Genomic DNA, 24,078 nt, shown 5'->3' with positions numbered 1-24,078 from the left:
ATATCAAACTAGAAGTTTTTACCCACAAATAAATAGAAAGACTTATCGCCAAGATCTGTGATCCCAAAACCAAGTGCTGCGGGTCCCATGGAAGTATCTGTACCGATATAAAGACTCGATGCATAAATCAGATCGGTCAGGGTAACGTCAGTGCGCTCGTCCCAGACATTCCCCGCCTCTAAGCTCCAACCTAGGTATAGAGGATAATCTGTCATACCTAGTGCATCACGCCCGAGATCATATTGATAAATAAAGGCCCCAAACACTTTATGTGCGCCCATAATGGAGTCTTTATGGTAACCAGACAGGTTTAAGAATCCTCCCAGCTCAGATAAATGCAGCGTATTGACACCATCATTATTGTTGGTAGCAATTGATGCCTTACCAACAAAAGCGTGGTTACCGACACTCAAGGCACCTTTCCAGTCGGCCTCTATTTGCACACTAAATTGGTTTTGATTATCGTCGATACTGTCATTGAAATCTTCATTGCGCACGTAAACGTTTAAGGTTACGCGATTACCTGATGTTGGAAAGCTAATGCTATCTAAGCTATCGTAACCGAACCTAAAGTAAGCACCATAGGAACTAAAATCTAAGTCCTGCGTTAGCCAAACATCATTGACTATCGACCCCTTCTCTGCGACTAAGCCTAACTCAATCATCCCTTGTAAGGTGTAGTTATAACCTATGCCTAATTCAATAGTGTGGGTTTTCTTGTCGAAGGTTAAGATACGACTGTTATTATCGTATAAGTCCCAATCACGGGTATCGTATTGATAGCGGGCACGGCTAAAGAACTGTTGGTCCCTGTCTAAAGGCTGATAGAACTCAGTTGCAAACAACTTTTCAATGCCGAGTTTGACCTCATTGCGCCACTCGCCACCATTAAAGGTCAAATCAGTCATGGTATAAGCCATGTCAAAACTGATGGCAGATTCTGAATTAAAATCATCCTCCCAATTAAAGCCCAGTTGGAAATAATTCGGCCCCCAAGACTTAGCCTTAGTGGTGACTGTGAGTATACGGCCATCCTCACCTTCTACAAATTCAGCATCGACACGTTCAAATTTATTGAGGGAGTAAATACGCTTTAACGCCTCATTAAGCTCGTCTTTAGATACAGCTTGCCCAGGTTTAATATCCAAGGTTTCCGTCAAGAGATTCAAACTCACCTTAGATTGGTTTTCAAATACGATTTCATTAATGGGATGACGTACATCCGCCATTAATAATTTACCTTTGGCTTTTTTAGCCTCGACGTAAGCGGCATATTCCTCAGGGCTCACGCTCATGCTGCTCAACTTATAAAGCTGACCATTAGCGGCTTCTTTTCCAAGGGTTAATGCCAGCGGCATAATAGTGAAATCAGTGGTGCTGAGGGCGTCAATCGCGGGTCGGATCAATACATCTTTATCTGTCAGTAATTGTTTTTGTTTTTCAGTGCTGGCATTGGTCAAAAAATTAGAGAGCTGATCGAGCACTGCGATAGTACTGTCTAATTTATCTTTTTTGACCAGAGGCGAGCCAATATCGACGGCGATAATAATATCGGCTCCCATGGCCTTAACCACATCGACGGGCATGTTATTAGCAATACCACCATCGACCAATAACTTGCCTTCAATTTGTGCTGGCTGAAGTGCACCAGGTACAGTTGCAGACGCTTGCATGGCTTTAACCATACTGCCATGACTAATCACCACAGGTAAGCTAGTTTCTAAGTCGGTTGCAACCGCTCGGTAGGGAATGGCTAAATCATCAAAATGACCAAATTGCTGTACCAGATCTGTCGACTGACGTAAAAGTTGTGACATAGTCTGTCCACGTAGCAGACCACTTGGAGCCCTCACTTGGCCTTCGTTATAGCCAATGTTTAACGGAATATTGTAACGGTCGCGTAACTGTTTATCCCTGTAACTCAAAATATTGCGCGGTATGGTGTCCGAGTAGCCACTGTCCCAGTTGACCCCCATCATGATAGCTTCCACTTCACTCGCACTGTAACCCAGTGAATACATGCCAGCGACATAGGCGCCTATGCTGGTGCCCGCGATGTAATCAACGGGGATGTTATGTTCTTCTAATATTTTGAGCACGCCCACATGAGCGGCGCCTTTAGCACCACCACCACTGAGTACGACACCAATTTTAAGGCGCTCTGCAGCCAAAGACGGGGTAACACATAAACACAAAATAATAGAAGCGAGTAGTTGACGCATCATGTGAGGCTACTTTTTATGGGATAAAAATCCGAGTTATATTAACAAACTTATCGATTTAACCGTCAGTCATATTTTATCTGGACCGACTAGTGATAAGTTTGTGTACTCTTTATACAAACAGATGAAGTTTAATTGAATAAACTGCTAAACAAAATATCCATCATCACTGAAGACGATAACGTTTACATCTCAAGCTCACTGGCTTATATCGTGCAGACGATTGCCCATCAGCTGTACAAATATTAAGTATTCGCGAGCCAATAATAGACTATGTTTCTAGCTTAATGATCAATAGAGACGATTTTGTTATCTGTCTCTAAATAGCGCTCAAAATCATCAACGCACATAGGTTTAGCAAAATAATACCCTTGAATAATATAACAGCCACGGCTAAAGACTTGCTCTAACTGCTCAACCGTCTCAATCCCTTCAGCAACTACATTTAATTTAAGGTTACGGGCTAATTCAATAATACTGCTCACAATCGCCTGATCTGCGGTATTAGTGGCGATATCAATCAAAAAGGAGCGATCAATTTTTAGGGTATTGACTTCAAAATTACGCAAATAAGCCAGTGAAGAATACCCAGTACCAAAGTCATCGATGGCAACCTCGATCCCCAAAGATTTCAATCGAGTAAGATGGTCTTTAGCGACATGCAACTCCTTCATCAATACGCCTTCGGTGATTTCTAATCCTAAAGATGCTGTTGGCATTTGGGTTTCTTGTAAAATTCTTTGGATATCTTCAATAAAATCTGGCTGCCTAAAATGCACCGCCGAAATATTAACCGACAACTTAAAGCCCGAGCCATAGCGCTTAGTCCAATTGGCTCCCTGCACACAGGCTTGTCTTAATACCCAGCGGTCAATATCAACAATTAAACCGCAGGCCTCGGCGACTTTGATGAAAATATCGGGACGAATAAAGCCGTCCAGCGGATGTTTCCAGCGAATTAATGCTTCCATTCCTATGAGCTTATCATTACGCAAAATATCAATTTGCGGCTGGTAATAAAGCTCGAACTCTTGTCGTTCTATGGCTTTGCGTAAATCGGCCTCAAGCCGTAAATGATAGAGGGCTTGAGCATTACGCTCCGAGGAATAATATTGGAAATTCCCTCGCCCTTCTTCTTTGGCATGGTACATAGCAAGATCGGCATTCTTGATAAAAGCCTCTGGCTGCACCGCATCGTCGGGCCAAATACTGATGCCTATGCTGGTCGAAATATAAAATTCCCGACCATACAACTTAAAGGGCGCGACAATTTGCTCCAACAGGCGCTCGGCGACATGGTTAATATCGTCAATGCTGTTTGCATTGCGGAGTAAAATCACAAATTCATCGCCACCAAAACGACAGAGTAAATGCTCGCTGGAAATACAAGATTGCAGTCGGCTTGATGCTTCGACCAACAGAGCATCGCCCATGCTATGACCATAGGAATCATTAACATGCTTAAATCTATCGAGATCTAAAAACAGTAGCGCCAGTTTCTCACCTGTTTGCTGCGCAGCTTGAATCGACTGTAATAGACGGCTAGAAAATAAGGAGCGATTTGGCAACCCAGTAAGCACATCGTAATTAGCCAAACGGCGTAAATCGGCTTCAGTACGTTTACGCTCCGTAATATCAGAAAATACCACCACATAGTGGGTTACTTTCCCGTTAATGCTTTGCATCACCGAAACGTTTAGCCACACAGGAAAAAGTTGCTGATTGGCGCGGATTAACTCCCGCTCTCCAGTCCAAGACTGACTATCACGGAGAAGTTGCTTGATTTCCGATGCTAATCCGTCATTCATCTGTACGAATTGTGCAAATGGTTGCCCGACTAAGTCGTCAGAATCTATACCAATAATTTGTTGCGCAGCGTAATTCGCAACGCGAATACCGCCTTCGACATCTAAAATCAACACACCTTCAGAGGTATTGCCAAACGCTTTCGCCAATAAATTAATTTCATCCTCTAGCTGGCGTTGCACAGTAATATCGCTATAAATACCCGCGACCCGTTCAATTTCATTTGAGTGCTTATTGCGAGCAACTGGCCGCCCTCTAACCCTCAGCCATCCCCAATTACCGTCCTTACGCTGATAGCGATATTCGGCCTCGAATCGGTCAATCTCACCCGCCATCATGTTGTCCCACTGAGCGAGAGCTTTCTCCCTATCCTGCGGATGCACAGGCAAATCCTCTAAGCTCACCACAATCTCATTGGCATGCGTACCAAGCACCGAACCGCGATTATCAAGGTGAAATGCCTGAGTATTTTTATGCCACTCCCAGAGATCTGAGTCACTGCCGCGCAAAGACTGCCTTAACCTGTCCTCACTCTCCGTTAATGCCAGATTCATCTGCTTAAATGTATTGATCTGTCGTTGTCGATACCAAGCAAGACTTAAAGCAATAATTGAAAATAACAGCAGCAAAATACCTTTAAAACCTTGGGATAACCACCAATGCTGCTCAACATAAAAAGGATAAGAGAACGGCTTATCTGACCATATCCCATTAACTTGACTCAAAATATCTAAAACATAGCCACCCGCAGCTAATCCTGCGAGGTTGATCTGAGATTCCCCCTGCAACAAAACGTAATGGCTATCTTCATCCTGATAACGTAATCGGTATTTAAATTGGATTGGCGAATCATCGAGATAATCTAAGTTAGTGATTTGAAAACTCACCATATTCGCATCGGGTTTGATGGTCATCAGGTTACGCGGCAACAAGGATACTTCTGTCGTGTTGTTATAGTACACAGAGACAGATTCAAGCATCACATGGTCATCGGTTATACGGTTGACCAGTCTATTGACATCGAGTCGCATCACACCTTCAGGTGTTCCTAAGTAAAAGCCTGTTTTTGGTGAATAAAAATAAGCGCCCTCGTTCATTTCATCGGAAATCAAACCATCGAGTTGATTAAACATGGCAATATTGCCTGTTTGAATATCCTGACGAATCAAAGAATCAGCACAACCCACAAGATTTGACTTAGGGGTCTTTTGAATAAAAAACACTGAACTACAATTTAATTGCCATTCGGAAGTCAGTGAAACTAACGATTCCGCCTGCTGATTATATTCAAACAAACCTTTTTCATAGGAACCAAACCAGATAATTCCCGGGGACATTTCTTCAATATGGCTAATCGTTGGTTGTGCCGCAAAAGCATTAAATAAGTGCCGTTGATCATGAAACTCATTTTGACTGTCTATGTAACCAAAGACTTTTTTACCGCCAACCCAAAGACGACCGTCAGAGCTGCGATAAATCGTGCGGATCACTGGCCGCTTGGGGCCATCAAATTCGTTCGATGACTTATCAATATCAAATGGCTGGGGCTCATAGAGTCCCATTTCCCAAAAATAGAGTCCCGTGGTAGTCGCAATCCAGACGCGTCCTTTCAGTTTGGGATCCCGATAAGTTTTATATATGAGCTTATTTTTAAAGTCATCCTGACCGTGAGTCCATTTAGAAAAACTGCTGCCTTGCAAGGTCTCTTTATCAATAACAAAAAGACCACTGGTTGTTGAGATCAGTAAATAATGGTCCTCAAACTCACTAATATCATAAATACTTTCGTGGGGATTAAACCCCTCAATCGGAATGTTAACCGCTTTTTTACTGCCCTTAGCAACAAAATCTAAACTAGAAGAACCGAGCCAAACCCCTTCATCACTGGCATGTACAGACCAAGTCATGGCATCGCTCAGCTGATAGGGTTCATCTGCCGCATAAGTATCAAGAATGAAATCAGGCGGTGACGCTAACAATGCCAATCCATCACCAGAGCCTCCAACCCACATCAAGCCTGCATCATCAAACAACATGGCTTTCAGCGTTTCCATGTTGGCCTCAGCCTTCAACTCTTGCTGATAATTCTCAATCAACCGCGTCTCAGGCGACCATTTTAACAAGCCAATACGACTGGCAAACCACAAATACCCTTTAGCATCTTCAATGATCGCTGTGCTCCAATCGGGTAATTCTGGCACAGGTGTAATTTGATGAGCGATTTGATCTAATTGATAAACACCACGCCCTGTCGCAATCCAGATCCTATGTTGAGTATCCTCCAACATATCGAGAATACTGCCCATAGATTCGGTCCAAGGGTATTGGAACAGCCGTTCGCCCTTGTTATCGAGGAGCTCTAGTTGCAACTGCCCCGCAACCAACATGTGTCCATTGGGCATAAGCAATAACTTGCGCCAAGGAAGGTCGCGATTAACAGCTAATTGAGTGATAAGGCGAAGTTCTGACTTTGAAGGGGAAAACTCATAGATCTGACCATTATCAATTAATAATCGCCATGTTTTGCTATTCTTGCGGGCTGCCGATATCAGCGCACCACCTGGAAACTGCGGGAATAGATAGGGAGAACCAAACGCGGTAAATTGATTTTGTACTATATCGTAAAGGTAAATCGCGGCATTGGTGCTGACCAATAACTTGTCTCGGTCGATGTTTACCACTGTCGTTAAAAAGTCATCCGCAAGCCGTGATTCCGTGCCAATTTTATCAATGCGCCGCACCTTAGAATTACTGACCCGATACAAGCCCTGCTCAGTCGCTGCCCATACAAAACCATAGTCATCTAAGGCTAAACCTCGGATGCTGGTGACAGCTAAACCGTCTCTATCGGTAAAAACACGCTGCACAAAGCCGCCCGCCCAAGCCGAATGGACGCTAATCAGTGAAAGGATGAAACATGTCAGAATTGTTCTAATTATTTTTGTTTGCATGTGACAACTTACCGCATACCTTAACTGTACTGTAGCAGCTCAATCCCTTCAATTCATCCGCTTGTTTACATAAAAGTTACAAAAAAATACAGGCAATAAAAAAGCGCTCAAATGAGCGCTTTTTTAATCGACAGCTAAATTACTTTTTCTTTGCCTTTGGGTTTGGCAAATCAGTAATAGAACCTTCGTACATTTCAGCCGCTAAGCCTACTGATTCGTGCAGTGTTGGATGAGCGTGAATGGTTAATGCTAAATCTTCAGCATCACAACCCATTTCAATCGCTAGACCGATTTCGCCCAACAGCTCGCCGCCGTTAACACCCACAATAGCACCACCGATCACGCGGTGAGTGTCTTTATCGAAAATCAGCTTAGTCATGCCCTCAGAGCAATCAGACGCGATAGCACGACCACTTGCAGCCCATGGGAAAGTTGCGGTTTCGTAAGCAATACCTTGCTCTTTCGCTTCTTTCTCAGTCAAACCAACCCAAGCTACTTCAGGGTCAGTGTAAGCAATTGATGGGATGACTTTTGGATCGAAGTAGTGCTTCATGCCAGCGATAACTTCAGCCGCTACGTGGCCTTCGTGCACGCCTTTGTGAGCCAACATTGGTTGACCAACGATGTCGCCGATAGCATAAATGTGCGGTACGTTAGTACGCAGTTGCTTATCAACCTTGATAAAGCCACGCTCATCAACGTTAACACCTGCTTTTTCAGCATCTAACGACTTGCCATTAGGTGCACGGCCAATAGCCACTAATACGGCATCGTAACGAACAGCTTCAGTTGGCGCGCTCTTACCTTCCATAGAAACATAGATACCGTCTTCACGGGCTTCGACCGCTGTGACTTTAGTTTCAAGGATCAGGTTGAATTTCTTCTTGATTTGCTTAGTAAATACGCGAACCACATCTTTATCAGCCGCAGGGATCACTTGGTCGAACATCTCAACCACGTCGATTTGGCTGCCTAAAGAAGCGTACACAGTACCCATTTCTAGACCGATAATACCGCCGCCCATCACTAACAACTTGCCTGGAACTTCTTTCAGTTCTAATGCGTCAGTCGAATCCCAAATACGTGGATCTTCATGCGGAATAAATGGCAGTTTGATTGGGCGAGAACCCGCAGCAATGATCGCTTGCTCGAAAGTCACTTTAGTCACAGTGCCATCTTCAGCAGTCACTTCTAGCGTGTTAGGGCCAGTGAATTTACCAAAACCGTTAACCACGTTAACTTTACGCATTTTGGACATGCCGCCCAATCCGCCAGTTAATTGGCCAATGACTTTTTCTTTAAAGCCACGTAACTTATCTAAATCGATAGTTGGCTCGCCGAAGACCACACCGTGAGCGGCAACCGCTTTGGCTTCTTCGATAACTTTAGCAACGTGCAGTAAGGCTTTAGATGGGATACAACCCACGTTAAGACACACGCCACCTAAAGTGCTAAAACGTTCAACTATGATGGTTTCCAGACCTAAGTCAGCAGCACGGAAAGCCGCAGAATAACCTGCAGGACCTGCACCTAATACCACTACCTGAGTTTTGATTTCGTTACTCATGTTTTCCTCTAATTCTCATTCAATCCGTTGGAGGAGCTATCCTGCCAACCGAAAATGCGCCAGCGCGTAAGGTGGGCGCATTTTAACCTGTGTTTGATACTGATCACAATAAACAAAAGGCTGCTCAAGATGAGCAGCCTTATATGCTTACAGAACCAAAGTACGAATATCGGACAGAATTCCTGACAGCGTTACACTAAAACGTGCAGCCATGGCACCATCGATCACGCGGTGATCGTATGACAGTGACAGCGGCAACATCAATTTAGGTTCGAACTCTTTACCATTCCACTTAGGCTTAATTTCAGATTTAGACACACCTAAAATCGCCACGTCAGGGTAGTTCACGATAGGCGTAAACGCCGTACCGCCAATACCACCTAAACTTGAAATGGTGAAACAGCTACCTTGCATATCAGCAGATTTCAGCTTGCCATCACGGGCACGGATAGAGATATCAGCCAGTTCACGAGATAACTCGATAACGCCTTTCTTATCCACGTCACGCACGACAGGCACAACCAAACCGTTTGGCGTATCAACCGCCACACCGATGTGGAAATACTTCTTCTGGATCAGTGATTCGCCATCAGAGCTTAAGCTCGAGTTGAACACAGGGAACTGTTGCAACGTTTTAGCCACAGCTTTCAGCATAAACACTAAAGGCGTGATCTTGTAATCGGCTTTTTTCTTCGCCGCTACATCGTTTTGCTGCTTGCGGAACTCTTCCATTTCAGTGATATCAGCTTCATCGAACTGAGTCACGTGAGGGATAGTCACCCAGTTACGGTGTAAGTTAGGACCAGAAATCTTCTGGATACGGCTTAATGGAATCTCTTCCACTTCACCAAACTTACTGAAATCAACTTTAGGTGCTGCAATCACTTGCAGACCACCGCCATTACCTGAACCAACAGAAGTTGCGGCAGTCGCTTTCGGACGCGACAGTTCGTATTTCACATACGCCTGCACGTCTTCTTTCATGATGCGACCTTTACGGCCAGAACCTGTCACTTGGGTCAAGTCGACACCAAACTCACGGGCTAAACGGCGTACTGCAGGAGACGCATGTACTGCACCGGTAGACACAGGGGTACCTGCGCTTGGGTGATGTGGTACTGGAGGGCGGCTTGCAGGTGTTGGGGCTGCAACAGGTGCAGCGCTCACTGGAGCTGGAACAGCAGCTTGAGCTACCGCTGCAGGAGCTGCACCCGCACTTACTGTTGCAACAGAAGTAGTCTCAATCGTCGCAATAACGCTACCTTGAGAAACCTTGTCACCCACTTTAACAGTCAAAGACAGCAGTTTACCGGCGAATGGCGCTGGCACTTCCATGGTGGCTTTGTCAGTTTCAAGGGTGATCAAACCTTGGTCGGCAGTGATTTCATCACCAACAGAGACTAGCACTTCGATCACATCGACATTGCTGGCATCGCCAATATCCGGCACTTGAATTTCTTTTACCGCAACCACGCTTGCCGCTGGTGCAGCTGGTGCTGCGGCCACTGGTGCAACCGTCGCGGCTGGAGCCGCTTGGGCAGCAACGGTTGGCGCGGCTGCAGGTGCAGCGCCGCCCACTTCAAGCATGATGACTAAAGAGCCTTGCGACACTTTATCGCCAACCGCAACTTTAACGTCTTTAACCACACCCGCGAAAGGTGATGGCACGTCCATCGTCGCTTTGTCTGTTTCTAGGGTAATTAAACCGCTATCAACTTCAATCTTGTCACCGACAGCAACCAGGACTTCGATAACCGATACATCTGTGTCGCCACCGATATCTGGTACTGTCACTTCAACCACTTTGGTTGCGCCCGTCGCAGGAGCAGCAGCCACAGGGGCAGGAGCCGCTTGAACTGGTGCAGATGCTGGTGCCGCCTGAGCGGGTGCTGCAACTGGAGCCGGAGCGGCTGCTGCCGCGCCCGCCGCTTGCATCATAGCAATCAAAGTACCTTCAGATACTTTATCGCCCACAGCCACTTTCAATTCGGCTAAAACACCGGCGAAAGGCGCTGGAATATCCATAGTCGCCTTGTCGCTTTCGACGGTAAGAATCGATTCTTCTGCCGCTAGGGTATCACCCACAGCCACACAAATTTCGATCACTTGCACTTCATCGCCGCCGATATCAGGAACAAAAACTTCTTTTAATTCAGCCATTTTCATTGCCTCTTACGCGTACTGTGGATTGATCTTGTCAGCGTCGATACCATATTCTTTAATGGCTTTTGCTAACACATCGACAGGCAGCTCTTTGCGATCAACCAGTGATTTCAGTGCCGCAATAACGATAAACTTAGCGTCCACTTCGAAGTGGTGACGCAGATTCTCGCGGCTGTCTGAACGACCGAAACCGTCAGTACCTAACACTTTGTAATCGGTAGGAATATAAGCACGTAACTGTTCGCCGTAAATCTTCATATAGTCAGTCGCGACGATTGCAGGTGCATCACTTGAAATCACTTGGCTGATATAGGCTTGTTTTGGCGTTTCGGTTGGGTGCAGCATGTTCCAACGTTCAGCGGCTTGACCATCGCGAGTCAATTCGTTAAAGCTGGTCACACTGAATACGTCGGCAGTAATACCAAAGTCTTTCGCCAGTGCTTGCGCCGCTTTACGAGTTTGTTCAAGGATAGTGCCACAGCTCATTAACTGAACTTTGCCTTTACCTGAACCCGCAACCGTTTCTAACTTGTAGATACCTTTCACTATGCCCACTTCCGCGCCTTCTGGCATGGCTGGTTGCTCATAGTTTTCGTTCATTGTGGTCAAGTAGTAGAAGATATCTTCTTGATTTTCGCCGTACATACGACGGATACCATCTTGTACCACAACGGCGATTTCGTAGCCGTATGTTGGATCGTAAGTAATACAGTTAGGGATAGTGTTCGCCAATACGTGGCTGTGACCGTCTTGATGCTGTAAACCTTCGCCGTTAAGCGTTGTACGACCTGAAGTGCCACCGACTAAGAAACCACGAGCACGCATATCACCCGCAGCCCAAGCCATGTCGCCAATACGTTGGAAACCGAACATTGAGTAGTAGATGTAGAACGGGATCATAGGTGTATCGTTGACTGAGTAGCTCGTCGCTGCTGATACCCATGAAGACATAGCGCCGAGTTCGTTAATCCCTTCTTGCAATACTTGGCCGGTTTTATCTTCACGGTAGTAAGCAACTTGGTCAGAATCCTGCGGAATATATTTTTGGCCTTCGTGAGCATAAATACCCACTTGACGGAACAAACCTTCCATACCGAAAGTACGAGCTTCGTCAGGAATAATTGGCACAATATTTTTGCCAATTTTCTTGTCTTTCAGCAGAGCTGTCAGAACACGAACGAATGCCATAGTCGATGAAATTTCACGGCCGTTAGAGCCCTGTAAAATCGAATCGAAAATCTTCAGTGACGGCACTTCCATCTCTTCGGTGAACTTTTGACGACGTTGTGGCACGCTACCATGCAGCGCTTCACGACGGCTCATCATGTACTTCACTTCTTCAGAATCTGGACCTGGGTGATAGAAAGGCAGATCTTCTAACTGGTCATCTGGGATCGGAATATTGAAACGATCGCGGAAGTAACGGATAGACTCAATACCCATTTTCTTCACGTTGTGAGCGATGTTTTTACCTTCACCCGCATCACCTAAGCCGTAACCTTTTACAGTCTTAGCTAAAATCACCGTTGGGCGACCTTTGGTTTTTTGTGCGTGATCTAAGGCAGCGTACACTTTCACAGGATCATGACCGCCACGGTTTAAACGCCAAATGTCATCATCTGACATGTTAGCCACCATTTCGGCCGTTTCAGGATACTTACCAAAGAAGTGTTCGCGAGTATAAGCGCCACCTTTGGCTTTACAGTTTTGGTATTCACCGTCAACGGTTTCTTCCATTAACTGCAGTAACTTACCGCTAGTGTCACGGGCCAATAATGGATCCCAGTAACGACCCCAAATCACTTTAACGACTTCCCAGCCTGCGCCGCGGAATTCGCCTTCAAGTTCTTGGATGATCTTACCGTTACCACGTACAGGGCCATCAAGACGCTGTAAGTTACAGTTAACGATGAAGACTAAGTTATCTAATTCTTCACGGGCCGCTAAACCAATCGCACCTAAAGCTTCTGGCTCATCACACTCACCGTCACCTAAGAAACAGTAAACGGTTTGTGCTGAACAATCTTTCAGACCACGGTCAGTCAGATATTTCAGGAAACGCGCCTGATAAATCGCTTGGATAGGACCTAAGCCCATAGAAACTGTTGGGAATTGCCAGTAATCCGGCATCAGTTTTGGATGTGGGTATGAAGACAGGCCCTTGCCATCCACTTCTTGACGGAAGTTAGCCAGTTGGTCTTCGCTTAAGCGACCTTCTAAGAATGAACGCGCATAAATACCAGGGGCGATATGGCCTTGGAAATACACTAAATCGCCACCGTCTTTTTCATTGGGTGCGCGGAAGAAGTGGTTAAAACATACGTCATAAATAGTCGCGCTTGAGGCGAAGCTTGAAATATGGCCGCCTAATTCTAAATCTTTCTTAGAACCACGAAGCACCATAGCTAAAGCGTTCCAACGGATGATGGCGCGAATGCGACGTTCCATCTCTTGGTTGCCAGGCATGTGCGGCTCTTGACCCGCAGGGATAGTGTTCAGGTAAGCCGTTGTGGCGTTATAAGGCAAGTGAGTGCCATTACGACGCGCTTTATCGATCAGCTTTTCTAGTAAAAAATGCGCGCGCTCTGGGCCTTCCTGTTCCAACACGGCTTGCAGGGCATCAACCCATTCCTGAGTCTCTAACGGATCTACGTCTTGTAGCATATCTTCAGACATGACACTGTCCTTCTCTATATACATGATAATGAATGGTGTTTGCGGCATATTCCGATTTAGCTGGCAGCTAAATCACAGAACTTAAGCGCCACTCTTTAAACGGCGCAAGCTTCGCTGCAACCGGCTATCTTCTTCCCGCACAGATAACATCACCTCTTCGATGTAACTTAAGTGTTCATTCGAGGCTTCTCTGGCGGCGTCGGGATCACGACGAACGATGGCAGCGAGCAAGGCCCGTCTGTGATCGTTAGCCATAGTAGAAGCTTCTTCGCGGCGGCTTAAAAGCTCCAGGTTTTGCGCCACATTTTGATGCAGCACAGGGGTTAAACTAAGAACGAGGTGTAACATAGCCACGTTATGTGACGCTTCCGCCACAGCACGATAAAAACGCACAATCGCAGCAGCTTTTTGTTCGATATCGGTGGCGGCTTCCACCTCAAGGATCATACGCTTGATATTTTGCATATCGGCGTCGGTACCACGCAGGGCCGCAAAATAGGCCATCATGCCTTCGGTGGCATGGCGGAACTCCAGTAAGTCGTACTGACTTTCTGGATCTGAATTCATCAGTTCAACAATAGGATCGGCAAGGGTCTGCCAGAGTTGTTCTTTGACATAAGTACCACCGCCTTGGCGGCGCATTAACAGTCCTTTTGCCTCAAGCTTTTGAATAGCTTCACGCAAAGAAGGTCGAGACACTTCAAACTGGATCGCCAGTTCGCGTTCAGGCGGTAACTTCTGACCGGGCTGTAAACTCCCCTCTAAGATCATTTGCTCTAATTGCGCCATGATCACGTCAGAAATTTTTGGCTGATTAATTTTACTATAGGCCATCAGGCGCTCAGCTCCGTTGTAAATTGGTCTTACCAATTTTTTTGAGTGAGCGCACTTTATCAAATCAGCGTTTTGATGTCCAGATTGAAGATCACTCCTTAAAAGCGATCTCGATCAAAAGCACTCACGAAGAGAGAGCATAGCGGAAAAAAATGTTTATGGGGTCAGACCATTTGACAAAAGCACGGACTTCGCCCCACTAGGCGCTGCCAAAAGCGCAGCGGATAGATTCTAGGTTCTAGACTAGAAGGAGCACAGCGACGCCCTAGCAGCGAAGCGTTCTCGATTCTCGCTGCGAAGCGTCCTTCTTTCAACTCACCAATCCAAAAATAGTCAGTAATGAAAGTATTGCAACAATAAGTGTAAAGTTACGTTTACTGAGCACTAATAATGCTAAGGTTGATTGTACACATATAGGTGCACTTGCGACCTCTGGTAAAGGTTGTGCCGCTAATGCCGTTTCAGCAACCACAGTGCGAGCGCTCACATTTAAGGTCAATCCATTACGGCGCCACGCCGCTAAACCTTCACTAAATTGGCCACTTAAGGCATAACCAAAGGCGAAAATCCGGCTCGGTAACCAATCCAGTAGCGTAATCACTTCGTTGACTAAGGGTAGCTCTAGAGATTTACGGGCATTCTCTTCGGCATAAAAACGTACCGTGCAATACAGTACTGCACCGACTGGACCTAAAAAAATGAAAAACAGCGCCACTGCACCATAATAACGATAGTTAATCCAAGCAACACTTTGACCCACTTTGGCACCTAGGTCTTTCTCGGACACTGCATCTAAACACTCGCTACAATCGAGTTCGGCAGCATAATGGTAACAAGCTTGGACATCTGAGCGACAAGCCGCTTGCATATACTTTTTGAAAATATCACGCTGTTTCTGATGGTTAAAACAAACCACGGCCACAACAATCCATAGTGCTAAACTTAATAAGCCCCAAAACATTCCCGCCACTAACCAAGATAAAACATATACCAACAAGGCTGGTAGCACTAACGCCAACGCCATCATCACGCTTGTCAGTGACGCTTTATCACCAAAAAATGTTGTCTGATAGGATTGCAGTAAACGATCAAATTGCCATGATGAAGGAAGAAATTTAAGTCGCTCCACTAAAATGGCGACCAAGAGTGAAAATAATGCCATGGGCTGTACCTCTATAATTTGTCCATAAATAGTCTAGGTTTATATGGAATACGTCTAAAATCCAAAAAGTTAAGTGATTAACTAAGAGCGCAACGCCTGAGTATATTCCTTTAACTTGCCTAAATATCCTTCCCAATCAAAACTTTGCCCTGGGTCCGTTTTCCGTATTGGCGCAATATCACAATGACCCACAATCCGTTCAATACTCAGCAATGGATATTCTACCAGTAGGGCTTGTGTTAACTCGATGAGTGACTGATATTGCTCAGGAGTGTAAGGCTCAGTATCTGTGCCTTCCAGTTCAATACCAATGGAAAAATCATTACAATTCTCTCTCTCACCATAACGAGACACCCCAGCATGCCAAGCCCTGTCATTACAGCTTACATATTGGACACGCTCGCCATTGCGGCGGATCAAAAAGTGCGCCGACACTTGCAAGCCCAGCAACGGTGCAAAGCTGGAATCGGCATTAGTATCTAAACACCCTTGAAATAATTGATCAATGTAAGGTAATCCAAAGCAGCCTGCGGGCAGACTAATATTGTGGATCACTAACAAACTCACTTCATTCAAGGGACGTTGATTAAAATGTGGCGACTCACAACGCCTCGCACTATCACACCAACCCGAATCAAACCGCATGATGAGCTTATCCTCTATGCCACATATACCGCCTTACTCTAACAGTATTCCTCCAAGCAAAGAAGAAACCCTGCGCACGGAACTTACTGACGGAGCTCTCTTTTAACATTGAGATCATGGAGCAAACCATCCACTCTCAATTTAAATAAGGCTGCAGCTTACTCCTTTTGCTCAATCTTCCAACCTGTTCCGTGAGACCTAAGGCCGTGGTAATCTTAACCTAAAATGCAAGTAGGCCGTAATGCAAGGACTCCGCTTATGTTAGAAAATGATATCCGCCAATCAGTAAAATCTGCCCTCAGTGAAGACTTAGGTGGCACCGAAATCAACGATCAAACCAAAGCCATCGCTTATGGCGACATCACAGCAATGTTGATCCCCGCCGATAAGTACGCTGAAGCCACTTTAATCACCCGTGAAGAAGGCGTTTTTTGTGGTAAAGCATGGGCAGAGCAGGTTTTTAACCAACTCGGTGGCGAAGTCGCACTGCATTGGCATGTGGATGATGGCGATCTAGTATTACCCAACCAGCTATTATGTGAATTATCAGGTCCTGCGCGCGCTATTCTCACTGGCGAACGCACGGCAATGAACTTTATCCAAACACTTTCTGGCGTAGCTACCTTAACCAAACATTATGTCGATAAACTGGCGGGGACTCACACTCGTTTGTTGGATACTCGCAAGACAATTCCAGGCCTACGCACGGCACAAAAATATGCCGTCACCTGCGGTGGCGGAAAAAACCATCGTATTGGTTTATATGATGCTTTTTTGATTAAAGAAAACCACATTATGGCCTGTGGCGGTATTCGACAAGCCGTAGATACCGCCCGCAGCTTGTACCCGAATAAACCCGTTGAAGTCGAAGTGGAGTCACTCGAAGAGCTCGCCTTAGCACTCGACTCTGGCACAGATATCATAATGTTAGATAACTTCGACATCACTAAGATGGTCGAAGCGGTTGAAATGAACAATCAATATAAAGCTAAAGGCGCCGGCGCTAAGCTTGAAGTCTCTGGTAATGTCACCTTAGATACCCTAGCCGAATTCGCCAAGACAGGGGTGGATTATATCTCAGTTGGCGCACTCACTAAGCATGTTCGCGCCTTAGATTTATCACTCAGATTAAAAGCTTAAAACCGCTAGATGTTAGCTGGCAGTGGAATGTTCTCGCAAAGTACCGTAAGCACATTCCACTCATAAAATATTAAGGCGAAATGCATTTTTTTGTAGGGCTCCAGCAAACAAAATGACGAAATTACGTCTGTACTATCATACTCAGCATTCACCCTCACGAAGCACCCAACCCGCCACTATTTCATGTCACCAATTTGACAACATCGAAAGACACGCCAGCTAAACTGACATTGTCAAAAAGTTGTTATAACCTAACATGTCGATAAGTTAGCCTTTTATACAAAAACAACACTTTATTAGTACTTTATACTTAATTTTTGTTTCCTTTTACCTAACTTTGTACTAACTTTTACCAAGGCGAGATGGCCGTTTGGTCAACCTCACCTAAGGTCAGCACTGGGATTCTTTTTAAAATTGCCTAGTTCACGTTTTTTGAGAGGCATATTTTTGAAAACGTTAGCCTAAGGTGCGGTTGCCGAAACAATTTATTCAAACAAGCGCTAACCCAGCATTAACTTAGTGCTAATTTAGCAAAGCTAGCTTGGATAAATCAGCATGAGTCATTACACATGGGTCATTCAAGATCATCGGTGTACTGTTAATGTTACATAGATCATATAAATGATTTTATTGACATAAATGAGTTATAAAGTTTGATGAGATAACACAATTTATAGAGTAAAACAGCGGTTAGGTTAAACACTCTATTCAACCACAGTAAGTCACTAAATAGTTAGCTGGAGAGAAAAATGAAGGCCATGAATTTAAAGAAACAAGCTCAGGGTTTTACTCTGATCGAACTAATGATCGTAGTTGCCATTATCGGTATTTTGGCAGCTATCGCACTCCCTGCATATCGTGATTATGTAGGTTCAGCTCACGGTGGTGCAGCAATGAAAGGTGTTAGTGCATATACATCTAAAGCGATAACATGTGTTCAGACTGGTGTTGGATGTACAAATTTCAATACCGTGGATGCCATTTTACCTGAATTAGCAGGTACAGCTACAAATTTTGATGAGGGTGTAGGCGGAGCTGTCGTATTCAGTGATGGTGCTTGTCAAGTAACAGCTACAGTTGCGCCGGGCGGAACAGTCACTTATGCTGCTGTGAGCGTAAGTTCAGGCGCAACAACACCACAATGCGTTGAAGGTGCTGGTATTTAGTAAACAACTAAGTTTTCAAACTTCGGCGGTTAAAACATAACTTATTTTTAACCGCCTCGTTTTTTACGCTGATTATAAATTAGAAAATATGACATCTACAGGTCTTCATTTAGGTTTATCGACCCTGTTTATTCGTAAGGGCCTGCTTAATGAAGAGCAGATGGCTAACGCCATCACAAAATCCCGCCAAAATAAGCAAGCGTTGGTCAGCACCTTAGTGCAAAGCAAACTAGTCTCAGCACGTGCTATTGCAGAGCTTTGCTATGAAGAATATGGCACGCCACTACTCGATCTTAATGAGTTTGATCTTGCTTCCATTCCTGAGGACTTCCTCAATAAAAAACTGATTGAGAAACACCGCTGCTTACCCCTGTTTAAACGGGGAAATCGCCTCTATATAGGCACATCCGACCCGACCAATATCACCGCCCTCGAAGATTTCCAATTTAGTGCAGGCCTCCACGCCGAAGCGATTCTAGTTGAAGAAGATAAACTAGCCAAAGCACTGGAGAAAATTCTCGAAGTAGATATTAGCGGTCTCGATTTAGGCGGTATGGATGAAGCAGCTCTAGCCAATATTGAAATAACAGATACCGACAGACGTAATGAAGAGTCCGCAGGCGAGAGTAGTGATGATGCACCTATTGTTATCTATATCAATAAAATTCTAACCGATGCTATCCGTAAAGGCGCCTCGGATTTACACTTTGAACCCTATGAGAAGCGCTACCGCATTCGTTTTCGCATCGACGGTATTTTACACGAAGTCTCTGAACCCCCTATTAGCCTTGCAAATCGTTTATCGGCGCGATTAAAGGTAATGTCGAAACTTGATATCGCCGAACGCCGCGTACCGCAAGACGGTCGAATCAAGATGAAACTTTCCCGCACTAAGTCCATCGACTTTCGGGTAAGTACCCTGCCGACCCTGTGGGGTGAAAAAATTGTAATGCGGATCTTGGATTCATCCTCCGCACAATTGGGCATTGAAAAGCTCGGCTACGAGCCCGACCAAGAAAAACTTTACCTTGAGATGTTAGCAAAACCCCAAGGGATGATTTTAGTGACCGGCCCTACAGGCTCAGGTAAAACCGTCTCCCTCTATACCGGGTTAAATATTCTCAATACTGAAGAGCGTAATATTTCTACCGCCGAAGATCCGGTAGAAATAAACCTTGAAGGCGTAAACCAAGTCCACATTAACTTAAAAGCCGGCCTGACTTTCGCCTCCGCTTTACGTTCATTCCTGCGCCAAGATCCCGATGTGGTGATGGTGGGTGAAATTCGCGATCTTGAAACCGCCGAAATTGCCATTAAAGCGGCGCAAACGGGTCACTTAGTATTATCGACCTTACACACTAACTCGGCCGCCGAAACCTTGACCCGTTTAATCAATATGGGCGTGCCCGGTTATAACATCGCCAGCTCAGTTAACCTGATTATTGCCCAGCGTTTAGCGCGTCGACTTTGCCCCGAATGTAAGCAGGCTGAAATCATACCTGAGCACGAACTATTACGTTTAGGTTTTGCCCAAGCACAAATTACCCAAGGCTTTACTACCTTTAAACCTGTGGGCTGCGAGCATTGCTCCGGCGGCTACAAAGGCCGGGTTGGTATTTACGAAGTGATGAAGATGTCCGATGAAATAGCGCGTACTATCATGGAAGGCGGTAACTCCTTACAAATCGCCTCCCAAGCTAAAGCGCAAGGGATGCGTGATTTACGTCAGTCAGGATTATTAAAAGTGATCCACGGTGTTACTAGCATCGCAGAAGTCAATCGCGTAACCAGTTTTGGCTAAATCCAATCTTTAGACATCTAGAGCTAAGTCTAAAATGCAGGCAATAGCGCATCATTACTCGCATATTTGAATCTTAGAGTCCAAACTATTTTACAAGCACAGCGTTCAGTTAACTAAAAATCTAGAACGATTTATTTACAGGAATCATTTATGGCTACGGCAACGACAACAAGAAAGCCTCGCACCAAGAAAGCCGAGCAAAAAAGCCAGCCCAAAATCTATACCTTCGAATGGAAAGGCATAAATCGCGACGGCAAAAAAACGGCAGGAGAGCTTAGAGGTGCAACCGCAGCCGAAATTCGTAGCCAGCTAAAATCCCAAGGAGTAAACCCTAAGAGCGTTCGTAAGCAGTCATCTCCACTATTTAAATTAGGTGAAGCCAACATCACCCCTATGGATATTGCCATGATGACACGTCAAGTCGCGACTATGTTGGCGGCAGGCGTTCCTTTGGTAACGACATTTGAACTACTCGGCCGTGGCCATGAAAAAGCTAAAATGCGGGAATTACTGGGTACTATTTTAACCGACATTCAATCGGGTATTCCCTTATCCGATGCTATGCGCCCCCATAGACGTTACTTCGACGAATTATATGTTGACTTAGTCGCCGCGGGTGAGCACTCAGGTTCACTCGATTTGGTTTTCGATCGCGTCGCCACCTATAGAGAAAAAACGGAAGCGCTAAAATCAAAAATTAAAAAAGCCATGTTCTATCCTGCAGCGGTCGTCATAGTCGCGCTTTTAGTCACGACATTGTTATTACTCTTTGTCGTACCTCAATTCGAGGAAATTTTTAAGGGCTTTGGTGCAGAACTGCCAGCCTTTACACAGCTGGTACTACATATTTCCCGCGGCTTACAATCCTCTTGGTATATCTTTTTAGCCGCTATTGTTGGCGGCGTATTTTTGTTTGTACGCGCACACCGAAACTCGCAAATGGTGCGAGATAGAGTAGACGAAGCCGTGCTAAAAATCCCTGCCATTGGACCGATTTTACACAAAGGTGCCATGGCTCGTTTCGCCCGCACCTTAGCTACCACATTTGCTGCAGGTGTGCCGTTAATTGATGGCTTAGAATCCGCCGCTGGCGCATCGGGTAATGCAGTTTATCGCAAAGCCATATTGAATATTCGCCAAGAGGTAATGGCGGGGATGCAAATGAATGTCGCGATGCAAACCACAGGGCTCTTCCCCGATATGTTAGTGCAGATGGTGATGATTGGCGAAGAATCCGGCTCGCTGGATAACATGCTCAATAAAGTCTCAACCATCTATGAAATGCAGGTCGACGATGCGGTTGATGGTTTATCAAGCCTAATTGAACCTATTATGATGGTAGTCATAGGTACTGTGGTCGGCGGGTTAATTGTCGCTATGTATCTTCCTATCTTCCAAATGGGTAAAATCGTCAGTTAATTCATTCGATTCAAATAAAATAAGAAAACTAAATGTCAGAATTTATCTCTCTTTTGGGCCACTCTTTTGATCAGAGTCCTTGGCTCTTTATTACGCTAAGCTTTATTTTTGCCGCCACCATAGGCAGTTTTTTAAACGTAGTGATCCACAGATATCCTGTGATGATGAAACGGGAATGGCAGCAAGAATGTAATCAGTATTTGCAGGAATACCACGCTGAGATAGTCACAAAAATCGGTATTGATAAACTCAATACACCTATAGATAGCTTCCCCGAAAAATATAATCTCGTGGTGCCGGGCTCTGCTTGCCCTAAGTGCAAAACGGCGATTAAACCTTGGCATAATTTACCTGTATTCGGCTGGTTAATGCTCAAGGGAAAATGCGCTGCTTGTCACGCCCCCATTTCCGCCCGCTACCCAATAATTGAATTCATCACAGGGCTACTTGTTGCGACTTTAGCGTGGCACTTTGGTCCAAGCTGGCAATTTGTCTTTGCGAGCATACTGACATTTGTACTTATTGCCCTTACTGGTATCGATCTTGATGAGATGCTGCTGCCAGATCAAATGACGTTACCGTTACTTTGGCTCGGCTTGATCATCAATCTAAATCATACCTTTGCGAGCCCAACCGATGCCATTATCGGTGCGGCAGCAGGCTATTTAAGCTTGTGGTCCATTTTTTGGCTATTTAAGATCCTCACTGGCAAGGAAGGCATGGGCTATGGGGACTTTAAACTGCTCGCCGTTTTTGGTGCTTGGCTCGGCTGGCAAATGCTGCCGCTGGTCATTTTACTTTCGTCCTTAGTCGGAGCAGTCGTCGGCATCACTATGATTGTCAGTAAACGCCTCAAGCAAGGTAATCCCATCCCATTTGGGCCTTATATTGCTGCCGCAGGCTGGATAGCCTTGCTATTTGGACAACAGATTGTTGATTGGTATTTAGAAACTCTATAGAGCGGACTTAGTCCTTCTAGGGTGCTGCAAAAAACGCAGCGGCTAGAAAATGCAGAACGGGCTTCGCCCTTATAGATTCTCGCAGGACGAAGTCCGCCTTAGCAACGAAGCGCTCTAGCTCCTAGTAGAGATGCGTCCTTCTTGGCTTTTAAGAGAAAGTTATGTCCAAATTTGTTGTTGGTTTAACGGGTGGGATTGGTAGCGGTAAAACGACTGTTGCCAATTTATTCGCTGCAGAAGGCATTACCTTAGTCGACGCCGATATCGTTGCCCGCGACGTTGTCGCTCAGGATTCAAAAGGACTTGAGGCCATTGTTAGCCATTTTGGGTCTGAGATATTAACGCCAGAAGGTGAACTCGATCGCGCCAAACTGCGGCAACGGATATTTAGCCACCCTGAAGAACGTGAATGGTTAAACCAGCTATTGCACCCGATGATCCGCCAAGAAATGCTAGCACAGGTAGAAAAAGCAACCTCTGCCTATGTAATTATGGTCGTGCCCTTGCTATTTGAGAACGGGTTAGATAGGTTAGTCAATCGGACTTTAGTGGTGGATATTTCGCCTGAGTTGCAAATCAGCCGCACCGTGAAAAGGGACAATGTTGATGCATCTCAAGTAAATAACATCATTAACAGCCAATTGAGCCGCAGCGAAAAACTCGCCCGAGCCGACGACATTATTGATAATCAAGGAGAGATATCAGCCTTAAAACGAGAGGTGCTAGCATTGCACCAACACTATTTACAACTATCTGGTACTCATAACGCCCATGACTGAATTAGTTTACGAACAGCCCCTAAACGAGAAAATTCGCAGCTACTTGCGGCTCGAATACCTCGATAAACAGCTGCAAAGTAACCTAAGCAATGACCACCAACATAGATGTTTTTATCCGCTGTTTTCCCTCTGTGAATTGTCCGAACGCTGCGATTATCGCAATGAAGTATTAAAAGATATTGAGCGGCACTTGCTGCAACTGAACAAATGGCAAGAATTAGATCACGTCGACCACCAGCAAATCAATATCTATATCAACGCCCTCACCCAAGCCCGCGAACCGTTACAAAAGCCTGAACGCTTCGGCAGCCAATTAAAACAAGACAAATTTATTTCCGCGCTACGACAACGCTTCGGCATGCCAGGTGCTTGCTGTAACTTCGACCTACCGCAACTGCATTATTGGCTATCTAAACCTTGGGAAGAAAAACAGCACGATTATCGCTCTTGGATAGCGCATTTCGAACCTTTGCTCACCCCCATCACACTATTACTCCAACTCACCCGCAGTACAGCCCATTACGACAATGCCGTTGCCCATGCTGGCTTTTATCAAGGTGACAGTGCCCAAGCACTTGCTTTGGTAAGGGTTAAAGTCGATGCTTCCCACGGGTGTTATCCTACGATTAGCGGCCATAAAAACCGTTTCGCTATCCATTTTGTGCAGTTTGAACAACAACGCCACTCCGACCGTTCAATTGATTTCTTACTGGCTACCTGTGCATGAAGCCTTTACACTAATGGCCTGAAAGACATTCGTATTGGCGGCCGCTTTATCGCCGTTAACC

The 24,078-nt window shown here is 45.4% G+C and carries 15 protein-coding genes; 7 read left to right on the top strand and 8 right to left on the bottom strand.

Annotation, left to right across the window (positions count from 1 at the left end; translation table 11 throughout):
* Positions 1-8 precede the first annotated feature (8 nt).
* From KO537_RS20630 to ampD, 8 genes are all read right to left on the bottom strand, one after another.
* A complete protein-coding gene (locus KO537_RS20630) occupies positions 9-2,225 on the bottom strand; it encodes a patatin-like phospholipase family protein (protein WP_173496216.1) in 2,217 nt (738 codons plus the stop codon).
* Between the two features lie 281 nt (positions 2,226-2,506).
* Positions 2,507-6,979: an EAL domain-containing protein gene (locus tag KO537_RS20625; protein WP_219235608.1), complete on the bottom strand. Its 4,473-nt coding sequence runs from the start codon at positions 6,977-6,979 to the stop codon at positions 2,507-2,509.
* 139 nt (positions 6,980-7,118) lie between these two features.
* Complete coding sequence (lpdA, locus tag KO537_RS20620; RefSeq protein WP_105250398.1) at positions 7,119-8,546, bottom strand: dihydrolipoyl dehydrogenase; 1,428 nt, start codon at positions 8,544-8,546, stop codon at positions 7,119-7,121.
* 147 nt (positions 8,547-8,693) lie between these two features.
* Positions 8,694-10,706, bottom strand: a complete 2,013-nt coding sequence (gene aceF, locus KO537_RS20615; RefSeq protein WP_219235606.1) for a dihydrolipoyllysine-residue acetyltransferase — start codon at positions 10,704-10,706, stop codon at positions 8,694-8,696.
* A 12-nt stretch (positions 10,707-10,718) separates the two neighbouring features.
* A complete protein-coding gene (gene aceE, locus KO537_RS20610) occupies positions 10,719-13,385 on the bottom strand; it encodes a pyruvate dehydrogenase (acetyl-transferring), homodimeric type (protein ID WP_105250400.1) in 2,667 nt (888 codons plus the stop codon).
* An 81-nt stretch (positions 13,386-13,466) separates the two neighbouring features.
* Positions 13,467-14,219: a pyruvate dehydrogenase complex transcriptional repressor PdhR gene (gene pdhR, locus KO537_RS20605; protein ID WP_105250401.1), complete on the bottom strand. Its 753-nt coding sequence runs from the start codon at positions 14,217-14,219 to the stop codon at positions 13,467-13,469.
* A 310-nt stretch (positions 14,220-14,529) separates the two neighbouring features.
* Entirely contained in the window at positions 14,530-15,381 is an 852-nt protein-coding gene (ampE, locus tag KO537_RS20600) for a beta-lactamase regulator AmpE (protein ID WP_198573092.1), read from the bottom strand.
* 81 nt (positions 15,382-15,462) lie between these two features.
* Positions 15,463-16,026, bottom strand: coding sequence for a 1,6-anhydro-N-acetylmuramyl-L-alanine amidase AmpD (gene ampD / locus KO537_RS20595; RefSeq protein WP_219235603.1), 564 nt, complete (start codon positions 16,024-16,026; stop codon positions 15,463-15,465).
* Between the two features lie 258 nt (positions 16,027-16,284).
* On the opposite strand from ampD, the gene nadC reads away from it, so the two are divergent.
* The 7 genes from nadC to zapD all read left to right on the top strand — a co-directional run bounded on the left by nadC (position 16,285) and on the right by zapD (position 24,017).
* Positions 16,285-17,166 carry a carboxylating nicotinate-nucleotide diphosphorylase gene (gene nadC, locus KO537_RS20590; RefSeq protein WP_105250404.1) on the top strand — a complete coding sequence of 294 codons (882 nt, stop codon included), beginning with the start codon at positions 16,285-16,287 and terminating at the stop codon, positions 17,164-17,166.
* 749 nt (positions 17,167-17,915) lie between these two features.
* A complete protein-coding gene (locus KO537_RS20585; RefSeq protein ID WP_219235601.1) occupies positions 17,916-18,332 on the top strand; it encodes a prepilin-type N-terminal cleavage/methylation domain-containing protein in 417 nt (138 codons plus the stop codon).
* Between the two features lie 88 nt (positions 18,333-18,420).
* The gene (gene pilB / locus KO537_RS20580; RefSeq protein ID WP_219235599.1) at positions 18,421-20,133 is read left to right on the top strand and encodes a type IV-A pilus assembly ATPase PilB; all 1,713 of its coding nucleotides are present in this window, start codon (positions 18,421-18,423) and stop codon (positions 20,131-20,133) included.
* Between the two features lie 150 nt (positions 20,134-20,283).
* Entirely contained in the window at positions 20,284-21,552 is a 1,269-nt protein-coding gene (locus KO537_RS20575; protein WP_219235597.1) for a type II secretion system F family protein, read from the top strand.
* Between the two features lie 32 nt (positions 21,553-21,584).
* The gene (locus KO537_RS20570; RefSeq protein WP_219235595.1) at positions 21,585-22,511 is read left to right on the top strand and encodes an A24 family peptidase; all 927 of its coding nucleotides are present in this window, start codon (positions 21,585-21,587) and stop codon (positions 22,509-22,511) included.
* Positions 22,512-22,672: 161 nt separating this feature from the next.
* Positions 22,673-23,290, top strand: coding sequence for a dephospho-CoA kinase (gene coaE, locus KO537_RS20565; RefSeq protein ID WP_219235593.1), 618 nt, complete (start codon positions 22,673-22,675; stop codon positions 23,288-23,290).
* The gene (gene zapD / locus KO537_RS20560) at positions 23,283-24,017 is read left to right on the top strand and encodes a cell division protein ZapD (RefSeq protein WP_173247868.1); all 735 of its coding nucleotides are present in this window, start codon (positions 23,283-23,285) and stop codon (positions 24,015-24,017) included. Before coaE ends, zapD begins: the two co-directional genes overlap by 8 nt.
* Positions 24,018-24,078: the final 61 nt, after the last annotated feature.

Origin of the sequence: Shewanella sp. NKUCC01_JLK (assembly GCF_019345615.1) — a bacterium.
GTDB classification, from domain to species: Bacteria; Pseudomonadota; Gammaproteobacteria; order Enterobacterales; family Shewanellaceae; genus Shewanella; species Shewanella oncorhynchi.
This window is presented reverse-complemented; position numbering and strand designations above follow the sequence as displayed.

What these genes read in the sequence shown, in the direction of transcription:
- KO537_RS20630 (WP_173496216.1), bottom strand. Translation starts at nt 2,225, where the DNA reads ATGATGCGTCAACTACTCGCTTCTATTATTTTGTGTTTATGTGTTACC.
- KO537_RS20625 (WP_219235608.1), bottom strand. Translation starts at nt 6,979, where the DNA reads ATGCAAACAAAAATAATTAGAACAATTCTGACATGTTTCATCCTTTCA.
- lpdA (WP_105250398.1), bottom strand. Translation starts at nt 8,546, where the DNA reads ATGAGTAACGAAATCAAAACTCAGGTAGTGGTATTAGGTGCAGGTCCT.
- aceF (WP_219235606.1), bottom strand. Translation starts at nt 10,706, where the DNA reads ATGGCTGAATTAAAAGAAGTTTTTGTTCCTGATATCGGCGGCGATGAA.
- aceE (WP_105250400.1), bottom strand. Translation starts at nt 13,385, where the DNA reads ATGTCTGAAGATATGCTACAAGACGTAGATCCGTTAGAGACTCAGGAA.
- pdhR (WP_105250401.1), bottom strand. Translation starts at nt 14,219, where the DNA reads ATGGCCTATAGTAAAATTAATCAGCCAAAAATTTCTGACGTGATCATG.
- ampE (WP_198573092.1), bottom strand. Translation starts at nt 15,381, where the DNA reads ATGGCATTATTTTCACTCTTGGTCGCCATTTTAGTGGAGCGACTTAAA.
- ampD (WP_219235603.1), bottom strand. Translation starts at nt 16,026, where the DNA reads ATGCGGTTTGATTCGGGTTGGTGTGATAGTGCGAGGCGTTGTGAGTCG.
- nadC (WP_105250404.1), top strand. Translation starts at nt 16,285, where the DNA reads ATGTTAGAAAATGATATCCGCCAATCAGTAAAATCTGCCCTCAGTGAA.
- KO537_RS20585 (WP_219235601.1), top strand. Translation starts at nt 17,916, where the DNA reads ATGAAGGCCATGAATTTAAAGAAACAAGCTCAGGGTTTTACTCTGATC.
- pilB (WP_219235599.1), top strand. Translation starts at nt 18,421, where the DNA reads ATGACATCTACAGGTCTTCATTTAGGTTTATCGACCCTGTTTATTCGT.
- KO537_RS20575 (WP_219235597.1), top strand. Translation starts at nt 20,284, where the DNA reads ATGGCTACGGCAACGACAACAAGAAAGCCTCGCACCAAGAAAGCCGAG.
- KO537_RS20570 (WP_219235595.1), top strand. Translation starts at nt 21,585, where the DNA reads ATGTCAGAATTTATCTCTCTTTTGGGCCACTCTTTTGATCAGAGTCCT.
- coaE (WP_219235593.1), top strand. Translation starts at nt 22,673, where the DNA reads ATGTCCAAATTTGTTGTTGGTTTAACGGGTGGGATTGGTAGCGGTAAA.
- zapD (WP_173247868.1), top strand. Translation starts at nt 23,283, where the DNA reads ATGACTGAATTAGTTTACGAACAGCCCCTAAACGAGAAAATTCGCAGC.